The organism is Marinobacter persicus, assembly GCF_002934325.1.
Lineage (GTDB): Bacteria > Pseudomonadota > Gammaproteobacteria > Pseudomonadales > Oleiphilaceae > Marinobacter > Marinobacter persicus_A.
Window position 1 is genome coordinate 21,978 of sequence record NZ_PTIV01000007.1, and the last position, 16,546, is coordinate 38,523.

Here is a 16,546-nt window from a genome sequence, read left to right on the forward strand (position 1 = left end):
GGAAGACCTGAATAACCTTGGCAGTCGATTCACACAGACAACGTTCAAGGAAAACTCATGGTAACCACACACAATCTGGGTTTCCCTCGCATTGGCGCGAAACGGGAACTGAAGTTTGCACTGGAAGACTACTGGGCCGGCCGGCAAACCGGGCAGGAACTGACGGCGACTGCCGAAGACTTACGCCGCCAGAACTGGCACCAACAGACCGGCATTGACCTGAGCCCGGTGGGTGATTTCTCGCTGTATGATCAGGTACTGGATATGTCTGTCACCCTGGGCAATCTGCCGGAGCGCGTGGCCAGCCAGGCCGGCTCACAGACAGACGCCTACTTTCGTGCCGCCCGGGGCCGTGGCGCCGATGACAATGCCTGCTGCGCCACCGCCGCCGGTGAGATGACCAAATGGTTCGACACCAACTATCACTACATCGTGCCGGAGTTCAGTGCTGACACGGAATTTGAGCTGAACCCCGAGCGCCTGCTGACCCAGCTTGCAGAAGCCCGGGCACAAGGCGTTAACGCCAAACCGGTAATTATCGGGCCGGTGACCTACCTCTGGCTTGGCAAAACCTCTGACAACAGCAACCGGCTGGACCTTCTGGAGCGGCTTTTGCCGGCCTACGCCCGGTTGCTGGAAACGCTGGCAGATGCAGGCGCTGAATGGGTCCAGATTGACGAACCCGCCCTGGTGACAGACCTGGACGCCAACTGGAGATATGCCTTCAATCTGGCCTATCACCAACTCAAGAGCAACCGTCCCAAACTGCTTCTGGCCACCTATTTCGGCGAGCTCCGGAGCAATTTGCAACTGGCCTGTGAACTGCCGGTGGCAGGCATTCACCTGGATGCTGTTAGCGCGCCACAAGAAGTGAGCCGGGTCGCAGACTGGCTTCCGACCCACAAAGTGCTGTCTCTGGGCGTGATCAATGGCCGGAATGTGTGGAAGGCCGACCTCAACACACTGCTGGACTGGCTGGAACCATTGCACGCAAAACTGGGCGAACGCCTGTGGCTGGCACCCTCGTGTTCCCTGTTGCATGTACCGGTCGATCTGACCCGGGAAGACGAGCTGGACGAGGAAATCCACGCCTGGCTGGCATTTGCCGTGCAGAAACTGGATGAACTGCAGGTACTGGCCCGTGCCCTGAATGAAGGGTGTAATTCTGTTACACAGGCCCTGGCAGACAACCAGCAGGCCATCGACAGTCGTCGGACCTCCTACCGGGTAATCAACCCTCAGGTTCGGGCAGCCGTTGCCGGGTTGCAGGCTTCTCTGGGCAATCGCCAAAGCCCCTACCCGCATCGTATTGCCCTGCAACAACAGGCATTAAAACTGCCCACCTTCCCGACCACCACCATAGGCTCCTTCCCGCAAACCCGGGAAATCCGCCAGGCCCGGTTGCAGTTCCGTAAAGGTGAGCTGACCGACCAGGCCTACCAGGAACAGATGCAGTCCGAGATTGCCCGGTGCATTCGCGTTCAGGAAGACCTGGGGCTGGATGTCCTGGTGCACGGTGAGCCCGAACGCAACGACATGGTGGAATACTTCGGCGAACAACTCGATGGCTTCGCCTTCACCCGTTTCGGATGGGTGCAGTCCTACGGCTCACGCTGCGTCAAACCACCCATCCTGTTCGGCGACATCCAGCGCCCCGATGCCATGACAGTGGACTGGATTCGCTATGCGCAATCGCTGACTGACAAGCCGGTCAAGGGAATGCTGACGGGCCCGGTGACCATTCTGAACTGGTCCTTCGTGCGCGATGACCAGCCCCGGAAAGACTCCTGCCTGCAGCTGGCACTGGCCATTCGCGAGGAAGTTCAGGATCTGGAAAAAGCCGGGGTGAACATCATCCAGATCGATGAAGCCGCCCTGCGCGAAGGCCTGCCCCTGCGCCGGGCTGACTGGGAGCAGTACCTGGAGTGGGCCATCAACAGCTTTCGCATAGCCGCTAACGGCGTGCAGGATGCAACCCAGATCCACACGCATATGTGTTATTCGGAATTCAATGACATCATCGAGGCTATCGCCCGCATGGATGCGGATGTGATTACCATCGAAACCTCGCGCTCTGACATGGAGCTGCTGGATGCCTTCAAGGATTTCGAGTACCCGAACGACATCGGCCCGGGCGTGTACGACATTCACTCACCGAATGTGCCGGCGCAGAAGCAAATCACCACGCTGATGAAACTGGCTGCCGAGCGCATCCCCGCCGAACGATTGTGGGTAAACCCCGATTGCGGCCTGAAAACCCGGAACTGGGAAGAAGTAACGCCAGCTCTCGAGGCCATGGTGGCAGCGGCCCGGGAGCTGAGAGCCTGACCGCAGGAAATTCAGTAGCCGCCACTCTTTTCGTCCAGCTCAAACCGGAATTGAGTGGCCCGGCCAACTTCTGTGCTGAAGTTGCCGGAAGGCTGCAGTTCAAACCAGCGATAGCCGGGCGCCAGGGATTCAACGGCAAAGTCCGTGGCACCGGCCGCAAACTGGATGCAGGTGGATGGCGTGGCAATTAACCGAACGCCATTCCTCTGTTGTTTCAGGTCCTGGTGAATATGGCCCCAGAGAACAATTTCTACTTGCGGATGTTTGTCCAGGACCTGCCAGAAAGCCTCCCGGTTTTTCAGGCCGATCTCTTCCATCCAGTCCGCACCAACCGATACCGGATGATGGTGCAGGCAGATCATGGTGGGCAGTTCGGGGTGTGCGCAGAGGGCTTTATCGAGAAAGGCCAGCTCCGATTCGGGCAGTTCCCCATAAACCTTCCCCGGCACGGAAGAGTCCAGCATGATGAAATGCCAGCCTCCCTGCACTCTCTGGCGCTGATTGGCCTGATACTCTGCCGCAATCTGGTTGAGCACACCGGCATGGTCATGGTTACCGGCAATCCACAGCGAGGGGCAATGGAATGCCTGCAGCTTCTCGCCAAAAACACGATAGGCCTCGGCAGAGGCGTCCTGAGTAATATCTCCGGTGGCCAACAGCAGGTCCGGCTGGCCATGGACCGCCAGCACTTCGTCAATCACAGCAGACAGGCTGTCCCTGGTGTTCACGCCCAGCAGACTGCCATCTGCTGACGCCATCAGGTGAGGGTCTGTCAGTTGCAGAACCCGAAGGGGGTGGTGAGACTGAGTCTGGGTCATACCTGGCCTGTGTGCTTTCTTTGCAGTCGATTACGAATTGTTATCAGTGTACGACAGCCAGACGCAGGTTGATCTCCCCGGAATGGAGAATGGTTCACATTCTGTACAGCTCAGTGGGAAGTTTTACAAACTTTCACATCTTCGGCTCACGCCAGTGCCGGGCTCAAAGATTAAGGGGGGGATCATCAGTCCAGGCCTTCACCTGCGGTCCAGGCGGCATGTTCCATAGGAAGGTGACCAAAGCGCAGGCAGTAGTCCAGCCAGTCGGCCAGAAAGCTGTTTACCTGAACTTTTTCGTCCGGGTGGTGCATGAATCGGTTGGGATAATCATTAACCGGCGCAATTTGCCGTTGCCGATAACAGCTGATCACTTCGGCCATGGCGGCATCGTGGTAGACACGCACGGTCATCCGCGGATTATTGAGCCAGCGACCGTTGTTGTGCACCTGTTCAAGCAGCAAGGTCTCGGTGAACTTTGCGGTTTGCAGCACTTCAATGCGTACCCGGCCCAGGTACTGGTTTTCCCGGTGCAGCTCAAACTCACAAACCGGTTTGCCGCCCGCCTCCAGCTGCCGCAATTTGCGCAGGCGCTGATAATTGCCATCACACAGGGCACCAAACTGGCGCAGATCCGGCACATACTGCTTTGGCCGCTTCACCCATTCGGTCATGCTGACCATTCCCGGCGCAAGCGATCATGATTCAGCTGCAACCACTGGATGGCAATAATCGCCGCAGCGTTGTTGATGCGACCATCCTGAATCATGGCAATTGCCTCGTCTGTAGACACCACATGGGCGCGGATGTCTTCGTGTTCGTGTTCAATACCAAACAACCCACCGGCCCCGGCGGTGCTGACCTGGCCGCAGTACAGGTGAACCATCTCCGTGGTGCCACCCGGAGAAACCAGGTAATCACAGACTTTTTCGAGCCGGCTGAACGTCAGCCCGGCCTCTTCCTGACCTTCACGCCGGGCGACCTCTTCAGGGCTTTCGCCGTCTTCGTTCATGCCGGCGACCAGTTCAAGCAACCAGGGTGACTGATCGCGCCCAAGTGCCCCGAGGCGGAATTGCTCCAGAAGTACGACTTCGTCCCGCGCGGGGTCGTAGGGAATAACACAGGTGGCGTCACCGCGAATGAAGAGTTCGCGGGTGAAAATGGGCATTTCACGGCCATCAAAGCGCGGGTGGGTCAGCCAGAGCTTGTCCAGTCGGAAAAAGCCCTGGAAGACGGTTTCACGCTTTTCGATTTTGATGTCGTTTGCGTTGAATTGGAATGGTTTGGGCATTCGGCTGTCCGGTTCAGAATTCGATTTTGAACGATAGCCGGAACTACCGTGCTACTGCAAGTTACGGCTTTGGCCTTCAGGGGCTGGCCCTGGCCGGCGATTTGGATGCCAGACAGTTATTGGGTACCCCTTTCCAAAAAACAATGTTATTATCTGCTCATAACACAGGAGGTTTAATCCATTGGACGGACTGGAACAACTTCTGGCTATGCACGGCAGCCAGGTGCACAGGGATGATGGGTACTGGTGGAAAGTGGAGGCTTGGTGTGTCCCACCAACACGCGAGAGGCCGCACGGGATCCGGTATAACCTGACCTTGCATGACAAACATAACCGGCGGATTTTCGGGATGGACAATGCCCATGCGGTCAAGCCGGCAAAAAGGGGTCTGAACAGTGGGAAAGTGCACGAATACGACCACGTTCACAAAACCATGTCGGATACCGGCACACCTTACAATTTCGATGACTGTTTTGCCTTATTGAGCGATTTCTTCACAGGCATTGATAAGACGATCTCGGACATACGCGGAGGCCATTTATGAAAGCGAAAATCGGCATCATGTCCGAAGAGCTCATTCGAAAGAGAATGCTGGCGATGGCTCAGGACTTGTATACACCGGAAGCTGATGAACCCAGCGTTTGGTACACCTCGTTAAACGCGGTGTCACAGGTTTTGCGTCCGGAGAACATTAAACTGCTGCGCTTGATTGACTCGGAAAAGCCACAAACGGTGACGGAACTGGCTCGCCTCACGGGGCGAGCGAAAGGCAACTTATCTCACACGTTAAAATCGCTGAGTGACAAGGGATTTATCAGGCTCGAAAAACAAAGTGGCAACGCTTTGAAGCCAGTGGCTCTATTCACGGATTTTGAGATTATCTCCAGTGTCGACATCGAGCAGCGAATTGCTCAGGCAACCGCGAAGAAACAAGTTGCCTGAATGATAACTGCCAAGGCTGAGTGGAACCGTGGCGGGCCCGCCATGGCTTCCGCACAAACTTGCAGGCTACATGATCAAGACACCGAGGCTCAGACCTTGTCGTATATCTTGCCGCCCGATTCCACAAACTCCCGCGATTTCTCTTCCATGCCCGCATCAATGGCGAGTGTTTCGTCCAGGCCATTCTCCTTGGCGTAGTCTCGCACTTCCTGCGAGATTTTCATGGAGCAGAATTTCGGGCCGCACATGGAGCAGAAGTGGGCGACTTTGGCGGAGTCCTTCGGCAGGGTTTCGTCGTGATAGGCGCGTGCCGTGTCCGGGTCGAGGCCCAGGTTGAACTGGTCTTCCCAGCGGAACTCGAAACGGGCCTTGGACAGCGCGTTGTCACGGATCTGGGCGCCCGGGTGGCCTTTGGCAAGGTCCGCAGCATGCGCGGCGATCTTGTAGGTGATGATGCCGGTTTTCACGTCGTCCTTGTTGGGCAGGCCCAGGTGTTCTTTCGGGGTGACGTAGCAGAGCATGGCACAACCGTACCAGCCGATCATGGCCGCGCCGATGCCGGAGGTGATGTGGTCGTAGCCCGGCGCGATGTCGGTGATCAACGGGCCGAGGGTGTAGAACGGTGCTTCGTCACAGCACTCCAGCTGCTTGTCCATGTTTTCCTTGATCAGGTGCATGGGCACGTGGCCGGGGCCTTCGATCATGCACTGTACGTCGTGCTTCCAGGCAATCTTGGTGAGTTCGCCCAGGGTTTCCAGTTCGCCGAACTGGGCGGCGTCGTTGGCGTCTGCGATTGAGCCCGGGCGCAGGCCGTCGCCGAGGCTGAAGGCCACATCGTAGGCTTTCATGATCTCGCAGATGTCTTCGAAGTGCTCGTACAGGAAGCTTTCCTTGTGATGAGCCAGACACCACTTGGCCATGATGGAACCGCCACGAGAAACGATACCGGTGGTGCGCTTGGCGGTCATGGGCACATGGTGCAGGCGAACACCGGCATGGATGGTGAAGTAGTCCACACCCTGCTCGGCCTGTTCAATCAGGGTGTCGCGGAAGATTTCCCAGGTCAGGTCTTCGGCTACGCCGCCAACTTTCTCAAGCGCCTGGTAAATGGGCACGGTGCCAATAGGCACAGGAGAGTTGCGGATAATCCATTCGCGGGTTTCATGAATGTTCTTGCCGGTGGACAGGTCCATGACTGTGTCTGAGCCCCAGCGGATACCCCAGGTCAGTTTTTCCACTTCTTCTTCAACAGAAGAACTGACGGCCGAGTTACCAATGTTGCCGTTAATCTTTACCAGAAAGTTGCGACCGATGATCATCGGCTCTGTTTCAGGGTGGTTGATGTTGGCGGGGATGATGGCGCGGCCACGGGCCACTTCGTCGCGCACAAATTCCGGAGTGATTTCTTTCGGCAGGCTGGCACCGAACGACTGCCCCGGGTGCTGATCTTCCAGCAGGCCCTGTTCACGGGCTTCATGCAGCTTCATGTTTTCCCGGATGGCGATGTATTCCATTTCCGGAGTGATGATGCCTTTGCGGGCATAGTGCATCTGGCTGACATTCCGGCCGGCCTTGGCCCGCAGGGGTTTGCGCTCGTCCATAAAGCGCAGTGGGTCCAGCTGCGGATCTTTCATGCGCCGGCGTGTGAACTCGGAGGTGTAATCTTCCAGCTTTTCGACATCGCCGCGCTCGGCAATCCAGGCGGCACGAACGGGCTCAAGTCCCTTGCGAAGGTCAATGGTCGCGTCAGGGTCTGTATAGGGGCCTGAGGTGTCATACACCCGTACTGGTGGATTCTTTTCGCCGCCCATTTCGGTGGGCGTATCCTCCACAGTAATTTCCCGCATTGGCACCCGAAGATCGGGTCGGCTACCCTGCACGTATATTTTTCGTGAGCTTGGTAATGGTTTGATTGCTGCGGAATCCACTTTTGCGGAGTCGCTGAGGTAGGCTGGCAGTTCCGTCATGGTTTGCTCCCGGTTCGGTTGGTGGTCGGGTCGCGTATGACGGAGCAAAGCCAGCAAATGCCCAGAAGGCATTGCGGGCCTGGTCAGGTAGTCTTAATTCCTACGCCGGTATTATCCGGATCAGGTCGCGGGTTCTGCGATGCAATCTCAGCCGATCGCCGGTTTTGGCGAACAGCACCCCGTCAAGACGCGAACATATTGTGAGGCGAAACCTCACAAAAATGAGTGATAATAGCGAGTGTAGAGACGGAGACCATTATTGTCCATAATGGTCTTCTTTAGCCCTGTATCCAGCTCACGGATGCCCCGGAGACAGCTTGTCAGGAGAAATAATGAAGAAACGTTTACTTCCAGGACTGATCACCCTGCTTGCAGCTCAGCCTGCATTTTCTCTGGATCTGATGGAAACCTATGAACAGGCGCTGTCTTACGACTCAGGCATTGCCTCGGCCAAGGCGCAACTGGAAGCCCAACGAGCGGCCACGGATGTCACCAAGAGCACGCTTTTACCGCTGCTATCTGCATTCGCGGAAGGCAACCATACCGATTTTGAATCCAGGAACGGCATCGGGGACGATAGCTACCGCTCTTTGAGCTATGGGGTCCAGTTGACGCAGCCAGTGTTTCGCGCAGAGAACTGGTTCCGGTTTGACGCCAGCCAGTTCCAGACAGACGCCGCAGAAGCCCAATACAACCTGGCGCAGCAACAACTGATGCTGGACGTGTCCACAGCATACTTCAACGTGCTTCGTGCGCAGGACACAGTGGCAACGGCCCAGGCTACCGAAGCGGCCATTCAGCGCCAGTACGAACAGGCGCAGGAGCGTTTTGATGTTGGCCTGATTGCCATCACCGAAGTGTATGAAGCCCGGGCCAGCTATGATGACGCCAAAAGTCAGCGCATTGCGGCTGAGAACCAGTTGAATGTCGCCAAGGAACAACTGGCACGCTTGACTGGAGACTACCCGGAAGACTTGGACAACCTTCGCCAGAATTTCCCACTGGCCCGCCCGGAACCAATGAACCCGAACGCCTGGGAAGCAACTGCCCTCAAGCAGAACTGGTCCATTCAGGCAGCACTGTATGAACTCAATGCCAGCGAGGCCAACCTGAAAGTGGCCAAGTCCGGACACCTGCCTACACTGGACCTCGAAGCATCTTACGGGGAAACCGATTACAGCGGGCGTTCCTTTGCCAGTCAGGGCGGCGAAGGCACTCAGGCCGTGATCGGGCTCAGCCTTAATGTACCCCTGTACTCCGGTGGAGGGACACAGGCCGGCGTGCGGCAGCAGCGGTCGCTCGTAATAGCGGCCGAGCAGGATCTGAAAACAGTCAAACGAGACGTTCAGGTCAACACCCGAAGCCTGTTCCTGACCGTCAACAACAACATCGAAACCGCCAACGCACTCAAGCAGACCATTGTGTCCCGCCGAAGCGCCCTGGACGCCACACTGGCCGGGTACGATGTGGGCACGCGCAATATTGTGGAGGTTCTGGATGCTCAGCGGGCTTACTACGTTGCGCTGCGGGATTACGCCAACGCCCGCTATGACTATGTCGTCAACACCCTGCAGTTGAAGCAGGCAGCAGGCACCCTGAGTCCGGAGGATCTGCTGGAGCTGAACAACTGGTTGAGCGAGGGAGCCCGCGGCATAGAGGTCCTGGCAAACGACAAACAGACCCTGGACAGCCCGATGCAATAACGGATGGGCCCGGGGCCTGCCTGTCAAGGTAGCGCCCCGGCCTTACAGCCGCTCGACGATGCCCTCAACCACCTTATCCAGCGCTCCGCGATTGCTGTTCACAACCTCTAGCGCCCGCTGACCGACCGTCCGGCACTCATCCGGCGCAGCCACCAGCCCGGCGATGGCCCGCCCCAGTTCCGGCGCCCCCTGCACAACCTGAACACCGCCATTGGCCTGTAACCGCTCAAAGATGGTTTCAAAATTGAACACATGGGGACCGGTCAACACGGGCATGGACCAGGCCGCAGGTTCCAGCGGGTTATGACCACCACGTTCAACCAGTGAGCCACCCACAAACGCAATATCCCCTGCGCCGTAGAGCATCATCAGCTCACCCATGGTATCGCCCAGATACACCTGGGCTCCCTCTGCGCTCTGCTCAAGTGACCGGCGCGCCAGCTTAAAGCCGCTATCGGTTACCAGTTGAGCAACGGAATCAAAGCGCTCGGGATGCCGGGGCACGATAATCAGCAAGGCTTCGGGATGCTGTTCAAGAACGATTCGGTGGGCTTCCAGTAACCGGGCGTCCTCCCCGGAATGAGTGCTGCCCGCCACCCAAATCGGGCGCTTACCCAGCGACTGTCGGCAACGTAGGGCCGCCGCGCGGGTTTCTTCGGAAATATCAACGTCGAACTTCACACTGCCGGTGACTTCCACGCACTCTGGCGCAACACCAATGCGCCGAAACCGCTGCGCGTCTTTCTCGGCCTGGGCGGCAATCCAGGTAATTTTTTTCATGATTGGCGCCGCCAACCCGCGCACACGCTCGTAGCCCTGGGCAGAGCGCTCCGACAAGCGGGCATTGATCAGGAACACAGGCACCTCGAAGCGATGGCACTGATCAATCATATTGGGCCAGATTTCGGTTTCCAGTATGACCAGGATGCGCGGATCAACCCTGCGCAGGAAGCGGCGAATGGCACCCGGGGTGTCGTAAGGCGCGTAAGCGTATGCCACCCTCTCGCCGAACATTTTTTTGGCTTGGGCGAGGCCGGTATCGGTGGTCGCTGTCATCAGGATGGTCGCATCGGGATTACTCCGCAGAAGGCGATTTACCATCGGTCCCGCCGCAATGGTTTCCCCGACAGACACCGCATGTACCCAGATAACGGTTCCCTGAAGCCTGGGCACGCATCCCAAGCGATGCGACCAGTCCTTGCGTCGAGCTGGCGCCTTCCGGCCACGCCACCAGAGCCGGAATAATATAAACGGCAGGGCCAACCTGATTAATTGGGAATAAATGAAGAGCAACACGCGGGACTCCCGGCGAAACGATGCGTTATCATAGTGCGGTTATTCTGTCGCAGGGCATCTTGCCCTCCGACAAACCGTTTGTCGATCCAGGGTTAACTATTTTGAGCAAGAAACATCGCAAACTCCCGAGAAACACGGACTATACAGCCTACCTCCACCCAAGATGGTGGCCAACCTGGTTGGGCATTGGGACTATGTGGTTTGTCGCGCAGCTACCACTGCGGCTGCAATGGTGGCTGGGCCGGATGGCTGGCCTTCTGACTCTGAAATTTGGCAAATCCCGTCGCCACATTACCGAAACCAACATCCGGCTGTGCTTCCCGGAGCTTAACGAGCAACAGCGCAACGCCCTCGTTCGCAACTCGTTCATGGCCAACGGGATTGGTCTGATGGAAGTGGGTATTGGCTGGTTCAGAGACACAGCGAAGCTCAAGAAGATCACCAACATCCACGGCCTTGATCACTTCAATGAAGCCCTGGAACGGGGCAAAGGCATTTTGCTGGTGGGCGCGCACTTCAGCACCCTGGAAATGGGTGGCTCGCTGTCCACCGAGTATATAAAGTCGGACGTCATGCAGCGTGATCACAACAACCCGCTGATGAACGCCGTGATGACCCGCCGCCGGGAACGCCGCTACGGCAAGGTACTGGGTGCCCGTGACTTGCGCGGGCTTTTGCGCTGCCTGAAACAGAACCGCGCCGTCTGGTATGCCACCGACCAGGACTACGGCCGCAAGGACATTGTTTTCGCGCCCTTCTTTGGCATTCCGGCGGGCACCATTACCGCCACCTCCCGAATTGCCGAACGCAGTGGCTGCGTGGTGATGCCCTTCAGCCACTTCCGCCACGATGACAAGCCCGGCTATGACATCTATTTTCACCCACCACTGGAGAACTTCCCCAGTGGTGACGACCTGGAAGATGCCACACGCATCAATGCGTTCATCGAGCAGGAAATTCGCAAAGCGCCCGACCAGTATCTGTGGATGCATCGGCGATTCAAGACCCGACCGGATCCGGATGATCCTGGGTTTTATAAAAAACGTCAGAAGAAAGGCTAACGTCAAGCTTCCATGACAAGCTAAAAAAATATGCGGGAAAAGCACAACGCCCGCCGCAAACAACGACTTAAGACCAGAGCAGAGAATGCGAATACTAAATATAGTACTTGGTGACGCTGTCGGCGGACGCTGGAAAGTAGTGCTGGACTACGCTCGGGTTCTTACAGAGCGCGGCCACACCACCACAACAGTCATCCACAAACGGGAACGAAGACGGGCAGAAAGCGGGCCGGCAATAGCCGGAGATCTGACCTATATCAATAATCATGGGCATTTCGATCCTATCGCAACAATCAAGGCAATGAGCCTGCTCCAACGAACAAAGGCCGACGTGGTTATCGCTCATTGTTCACGCTCGATAGCACTGATGAAACGAGCCGCTCGCGGTCGTGTGCCCGTCGTCTGCGTCATGCACAGCCTCAATCCCAAGCGCTGCGTAGACGCTGACGCTTTCATCAACATCACTCGCTGCATCGAAGAACGACTAAAGGCCGAGGGCGCTGAAGGCAAGCCGCATTTTCTGGTGCCCAATATGCTCCCCGACAGCCAGGAAGTCCTGCCACCCGAAAGGCCTTACCAGCAGCCGGTCCATCTGGGTGCCATCGGTCGCTTCGTGCAATACAAGGGCTTCGATCTATTCCTCGCCGCCCTTGGACTGCTTAAGGACAAACGGGTTCCGTTTACTGCTACCTTAGCGGGTGACGGAGCCGAGCGGGAGCTACTGGAGAACCAAATCAAGCAACTGGGGCTCCGCGACCGAGTATCGATGCCCGGCTGGCTGCCCAACAGCGCGACTCTTTTTGAACGAATTGACATTCTCTGTGTACCATCCCGCCATGAACCGTTCGGCCTGATAATTCTGGAAGCGTTCAACTACGGCATTCCGTTGGTAGTAACGTCAGCCGAGGGGCCTTCGGAAATATGTCGTGATGGGGAGGAGGCTCTAGTCTGCCCCGTAGACGACCCGAAGGCTCTGGCGGTCGCCATGGAGCGCCTCATCGCGGATAGCGCCCAGGCATCACATTTGCGCCGCCAAGGCTTTCAGACACTTAAGCAGCGCTATGTGCCCGAAGTGGTCGGAGAACGGCTAGAACTGGCGCTAGAGACCGTCGTGGCAAATCAACCCCAAAGGCCGGGAATGTAATCCGGGCAGCGGTTTTGATTTTACCTTGCACGGCGGGAAACCTAGTCACCCTTTGTCAAGCAGAGAACCAAGCAGGTCATTAGGCTTGAAAGCAATGGCGTCATAGTCTTCCGGCAGCACCTGATAGCCTTGGGAGTTGAGAAAACCAACCAGTGAGACAAAATCCTTCTCGCTCATCAAACCGTCACGCAGGCCATGCTCAAAGTGAATCAGGCGAGGACGAAGCCTGTCGAAGTCCAGTCCACGGATGATCGTGGCATCATAGCCTTCGGTATCAATCTGCAACAGGTCTAGACGGGAAAGCTGCTGCTCCTCGTAGATCTCGACCACAGTTTTGCACGGCACTTCCGTACTTCTAATCTTGTCCTCGGGCACTCCATTCCTGACCAAGTGCGAACGATCAAATGAAGCTATGCCAAGAACCCATTTGGGTAGCTCCTTCACCGAGCGCTCGTCCACGTAATACAGATTCGCTGTGCGCTGCACATTGTGAATGGCGACATTCAGTGGCTCAATAGATGGGTATTTTGCATAGTTCTGTTGCAGCAACTCGAAAAAACGAGGCACTGGTTCGATCACCGCGCCTTGCGCTTTAACTCGTTTATTGGTCACCACTGATCGCAACGGGTCATAATTCACCCCATCGTTGGCACCGATTTGGATAAACTGAAGCTCTCTGTCGTTAATTTCGATGAATCGCCATAACAGTATCTCAAACAGATCCGGCTTGAGGGTTCGCTCCACTCGATACCCCCAATGCAACAACTGCCTGTTCAACCAGTCTCTCGCTAAACTCATAATAGTAGTCGTCTCTAGTTTTGGTTTATAGCCGGAAGTAAGAGCTGAGCCAAAGATAGTCCTCGCTGAAGGTACCCTCCACTCCCTCGAGCATATATCGACAAATGCGGTCCACGTTAAAGGTGTTGTGTGCTTTCTGCCACCCCCGTCGACCGATAACGGCCGCTTCAGCAGGATGTTCTGCCAGGTAATGAATCTTGTCGACCAGCTCAGCCTCGCTGTCGAAATAAACGACTTCGTCCTCGCCGTAGAGTTCTTCAAACCCCGGGATACGCTGGGAAAGGGTGCAGAGGCCGTTGCCAGTGAGCTGGGCAATGCGATCCGAACTGTACCAGTAGAGATCATGATGCTTGGACAAATTCAGCCCACACAAGGAGCGCTGTAGAAGATCAAGATACTCCTGGCCATAAACCGGTGGCTGGTCGAGAGAGCCACGAATCGCCATCCGCACCTTAGGCAATTTGTCGACCAACTGCTCCAGCAACTGACGCCGGGCTGGCGCTTTTCGGTCCGCACCGCAATAGACCAAATCGTAATCCCAGCTTTCGCGCTCCCAGACACAACCGCTTTCTAGGGCGGGATGTACCGGATTGGGCAGATAACCGATCACCGGCACTCCGAGCTCACGCCCCAGCGTTCGGAGAGGTTCCCCTCCGGTGGTGACATAAAGTGCATCAATTGCGGAAGCCATAGAACGGAGATGCCCGATACGACGATCTTCTACATAATCTACGAACCAGCCAATCACCTGCATGGAGGGTCGAACAGCTCGCAGGTCATCCAGCAACTCCCGTGGCAGGTTGACGTGGCCGAGCAACAAAACGTCCGGTTGAAATGCCTGGACGATGCTGCGCAGTTGCTCAGCGACTTTTCGATGACCGAGCTTGCTGGACCGAAAAACATTAGAGGCCCTCAGCATGTCCTTGTAACTGTAGTCGTAAACACAGTGACCGAGCCGATCAAAGCCGCTGGAAAACTTGCGATCGCACATATAAAAGTGCCCGGCATCGCTAAAAATATGATGATTGGCCAGATGAAGGATACGCATGGGGTCAGCCTTGTTCTCGTTCTGCGGCACCGGAATCCCGATCTAATTCTGGCCGAGCAGGTAAAGCCACACTCCAGCCCAAAAGAAAGCCAAAAGGCAGCCAGAAAATAACCCACATTGGCCTAGGACTTGAGATTAGACGGTATGTATCGGTAAAGCATAACGCCAGCGTCACAAGTAGAATTGCTACTCCCAGACCCCTCCATGGCGACACGAGGCCGTACCAAACTCTCTTAAGAACGTGCAGAACAAAGCCGGAAAACAGCAGCACCCCTGGAATACCCACAAATAACCACATTGAAATCAGAATATTATGAGGGTGAGCTATAGTTATTCCTGTTACGCCACGTGCGGCCTGACCGGCTTCGGAGGCGGGGAACGGAGTGGCGATTCCAACTCCCGTCAACCAGAAGCCACGCCATTGCCCAATAATTGCGGTCCAGATTTCCAGGCGGTAGCTGTCACCGCGGTCAATCATTGATGCCAGGAGTTGCGTCTCGGTCACCGCTGCGGCCCCGGCCGCCAACAGGGCCAGCAGGGCGATGCCCCAGTATCGCGTGACTCGCCTTTTCAGCAGGAGCAATACGATCAAACATGAAATGAAACCGAAAAGTGCGAGCAATGGCCCCCGACTCTGGCTGAGGAAGACAAATGCCATAACGGCGATGCCAGCGCTCATAAGCAGCCAAAGCCAACGGTTCGCGTGCATCTTCGTGTCGAGGGTGCCGAGGGCCCATAGCGAAACCAGGACACTGGAGCCCATGACAGGATGGCCCAGCAACCCGATACCCTCCAGGCGCCGAGGATAATTCCCTTGGTAAATATAGAGGCCAAGGCTGGCAATGGCCGCCGCTAACACAATTAAGTGAAGATACCTGCCAAAAGCCAGGTTTTCCCTGCGAACCTGGTATCCGCACCAGGCCACCGCTGCAAAGAAAATCACGGTCTCCAGAAACCAGCGGAAATAGCGGCCAGCCGACTCACTCACATGCGAACTCCAGGTCACGCTCATAAAAAGAAACAGTAACAGTGCAACACCCGGAATCAGACTACGGAGCAAAGGCTGCGCGTGCCCACGGTTATACCAATACAAATAAAGCGTTAGAGGCAGAATGCCGGCAAAGTAAACAAAGCGAAACAGATCATCGCTAGGCTGGAGAACAGCCATTCCCAGAAAAAACCATAAAATCCAAGGCAGCCCGCCCTCCAGTCGCTTAACGGTTACTGCCGCCATTGATCAGGTCCCCCATTGCGTAACCTCGGATTTCTGTAGCAGAAAGCTTTAATAGTTCCTGATAACCGGACGTGCCAGTACTGGCAAACAACTGGTGACATATGACCGGCCCATCACCTTCGTAGCGCACTCCGGAGTAGTGTTTGGGCATAAAGAACTGACTTGGCAGTACCGTAAGGGCGGTATAGTTCATGCTGCGGTACGCCTCACTCAGGGCAAGAGGCCCCGTAGTGCGCCAGGACGCCAAACGTTTATGCTTCAATTTGTACCAAACATATCGTGTTGCCAGATTTTCAGCCTTAACGAAGGTATCCACAAGCCTTGCAACAAGCCGGTCGCCAGGATGTGCAGCGAAAAAACCATTTGCAATCAGCCCGGGCTTAACATGCTCATTCTCCCAACTGGCAAAGGCTGTGCAGTCGAACATCCAGTCCGGGATTCGTGACAGGCAAACGCTATCTGCGTCCAACACCATGCCGCCTTCATCCATCAGTATTTCCCAACGCATGAGATCCGCCACGCCACACAACTGCCCGGTAGCGGCAATTGCATCCATATGATGACGAGTACGCCAAGGACGCTCCTTCCAGTCGGCATTACCCCACAAGCGGATTTCGAAATCGGGATGCAGTTCCCGCCAACTGTCAATGCAATTATGCGGGCATAAAGCGTCGTCACCCACCCATACAAAGTGTAACTTTTGGGGAATTCGGCGATTAACCAAAACTAAGAGTCTCCTTGGACCATACTGATAAACGAGTGAAGTGGCCCCATTCCGATGGAAAACCTGATGGCACCCTGAGCCATGCCCCGACCCTTGCTATATAAACCCGAAGGCCCAACCGCGGCTAGGTAGAGAGCCTGAACGCGGGAGTCTAGCAAGAAAGCCTAGGGCGATGAAGTGAATCATTGCAGCTAG

The 16,546-nt window shown here is 56.2% G+C and carries 15 protein-coding genes and 1 riboswitch; of the genes, 6 read left to right on the forward strand and 9 right to left on the reverse strand.

What is annotated here, in order from left to right:
- Nucleotides 1-57: 57 nt before the first annotated feature.
- Nucleotides 58-2,328: a 5-methyltetrahydropteroyltriglutamate--homocysteine S-methyltransferase gene (metE, locus tag BY454_RS05640; RefSeq protein ID WP_104416948.1), complete on the forward strand. Its 2,271-nt coding sequence runs from the start codon at nucleotides 58-60 to the stop codon at nucleotides 2,326-2,328.
- An 11-nt stretch (nucleotides 2,329-2,339) separates the two neighbouring features.
- Here metE and cpdA read toward each other — a convergent pair whose 3' ends face one another.
- From cpdA to BY454_RS05655, 3 genes are all read right to left on the reverse strand, one after another.
- Nucleotides 2,340-3,146, reverse strand: a complete 807-nt coding sequence (cpdA, locus tag BY454_RS05645) for a 3',5'-cyclic-AMP phosphodiesterase (RefSeq protein ID WP_104416949.1) — start codon at nucleotides 3,144-3,146, stop codon at nucleotides 2,340-2,342.
- A gap of 185 nt (nucleotides 3,147-3,331) precedes the next feature.
- The gene (locus tag BY454_RS05650; protein WP_104416950.1) at nucleotides 3,332-3,817 is read right to left on the reverse strand and encodes a DUF1249 domain-containing protein; all 486 of its coding nucleotides are present in this window, start codon (nucleotides 3,815-3,817) and stop codon (nucleotides 3,332-3,334) included.
- Nucleotides 3,814-4,434 carry an NUDIX domain-containing protein gene (locus tag BY454_RS05655; protein ID WP_104416951.1) on the reverse strand — a complete coding sequence of 207 codons (621 nt, stop codon included), beginning with the start codon at nucleotides 4,432-4,434 and terminating at the stop codon, nucleotides 3,814-3,816. Before BY454_RS05655 ends, BY454_RS05650 begins: the two co-directional genes overlap by 4 nt.
- A gap of 181 nt (nucleotides 4,435-4,615) precedes the next feature.
- On the opposite strand from BY454_RS05655, the gene BY454_RS05660 reads away from it, so the two are divergent.
- Both BY454_RS05660 and BY454_RS05665 read left to right on the forward strand, forming a co-directional pair.
- Nucleotides 4,616-4,978 (forward strand): toxin-antitoxin system TumE family protein, encoded by a 363-nt coding sequence (locus BY454_RS05660; protein ID WP_219820610.1) that lies wholly within the window; start codon nucleotides 4,616-4,618, stop codon nucleotides 4,976-4,978.
- Complete coding sequence (locus BY454_RS05665; protein ID WP_104416952.1) at nucleotides 4,975-5,376, forward strand: HVO_A0114 family putative DNA-binding protein; 402 nt, start codon at nucleotides 4,975-4,977, stop codon at nucleotides 5,374-5,376. The genes BY454_RS05660 and BY454_RS05665 overlap by 4 nt, the downstream gene beginning before the upstream one ends.
- A gap of 89 nt (nucleotides 5,377-5,465) precedes the next feature.
- Here the strand turns inward: BY454_RS05665 and thiC are convergent, their stop codons facing one another.
- On the reverse strand, nucleotides 5,466-7,343 hold the full coding sequence (gene thiC / locus BY454_RS05670) for a phosphomethylpyrimidine synthase ThiC (RefSeq protein WP_104416953.1): 1,878 nt from the start codon (nucleotides 7,341-7,343) through the stop codon (nucleotides 5,466-5,468).
- 80 nt (nucleotides 7,344-7,423) lie between these two features.
- Nucleotides 7,424-7,535, reverse strand: a riboswitch (TPP riboswitch).
- 140 nt (nucleotides 7,536-7,675) lie between these two features.
- Between thiC and BY454_RS05675 the strand changes: the two genes are divergently transcribed.
- The gene (locus BY454_RS05675) at nucleotides 7,676-9,046 is read left to right on the forward strand and encodes a TolC family outer membrane protein (protein ID WP_104416954.1); all 1,371 of its coding nucleotides are present in this window, start codon (nucleotides 7,676-7,678) and stop codon (nucleotides 9,044-9,046) included.
- Nucleotides 9,047-9,088: 42 nt separating this feature from the next.
- Here the strand turns inward: BY454_RS05675 and waaA are convergent, their stop codons facing one another.
- Complete coding sequence (waaA, locus tag BY454_RS05680; RefSeq protein WP_104416955.1) at nucleotides 9,089-10,342, reverse strand: lipid IV(A) 3-deoxy-D-manno-octulosonic acid transferase; 1,254 nt, start codon at nucleotides 10,340-10,342, stop codon at nucleotides 9,089-9,091.
- 101 nt (nucleotides 10,343-10,443) lie between these two features.
- Between waaA and lpxL the strand changes: the two genes are divergently transcribed.
- Both lpxL and BY454_RS05690 read left to right on the forward strand, forming a co-directional pair.
- Nucleotides 10,444-11,403, forward strand: coding sequence for an LpxL/LpxP family Kdo(2)-lipid IV(A) lauroyl/palmitoleoyl acyltransferase (gene lpxL / locus BY454_RS05685; protein WP_258076292.1), 960 nt, complete (start codon nucleotides 10,444-10,446; stop codon nucleotides 11,401-11,403).
- An 85-nt stretch (nucleotides 11,404-11,488) separates the two neighbouring features.
- A complete protein-coding gene (locus BY454_RS05690) occupies nucleotides 11,489-12,547 on the forward strand; it encodes a glycosyltransferase family 4 protein (protein WP_104416957.1) in 1,059 nt (352 codons plus the stop codon).
- 45 nt (nucleotides 12,548-12,592) lie between these two features.
- Here the strand turns inward: BY454_RS05690 and BY454_RS05695 are convergent, their stop codons facing one another.
- The 4 genes from BY454_RS05695 to BY454_RS05710 form a co-directional block, all read right to left on the reverse strand.
- Entirely contained in the window at nucleotides 12,593-13,291 is a 699-nt protein-coding gene (locus BY454_RS05695) for an FkbM family methyltransferase (RefSeq protein ID WP_181049658.1), read from the reverse strand.
- Nucleotides 13,292-13,370: 79 nt separating this feature from the next.
- Nucleotides 13,371-14,393 (reverse strand): glycosyltransferase family protein, encoded by a 1,023-nt coding sequence (locus tag BY454_RS05700; RefSeq protein WP_104416959.1) that lies wholly within the window; start codon nucleotides 14,391-14,393, stop codon nucleotides 13,371-13,373.
- Nucleotides 14,394-14,397: 4 nt separating this feature from the next.
- Nucleotides 14,398-15,627, reverse strand: coding sequence for an O-antigen ligase family protein (locus tag BY454_RS05705; protein ID WP_104416960.1), 1,230 nt, complete (start codon nucleotides 15,625-15,627; stop codon nucleotides 14,398-14,400).
- Complete coding sequence (locus tag BY454_RS05710; RefSeq protein WP_146082689.1) at nucleotides 15,608-16,351, reverse strand: glycosyltransferase family 32 protein; 744 nt, start codon at nucleotides 16,349-16,351, stop codon at nucleotides 15,608-15,610. Before BY454_RS05710 ends, BY454_RS05705 begins: the two co-directional genes overlap by 20 nt.
- Nucleotides 16,352-16,546 lie beyond the last annotated feature (195 nt).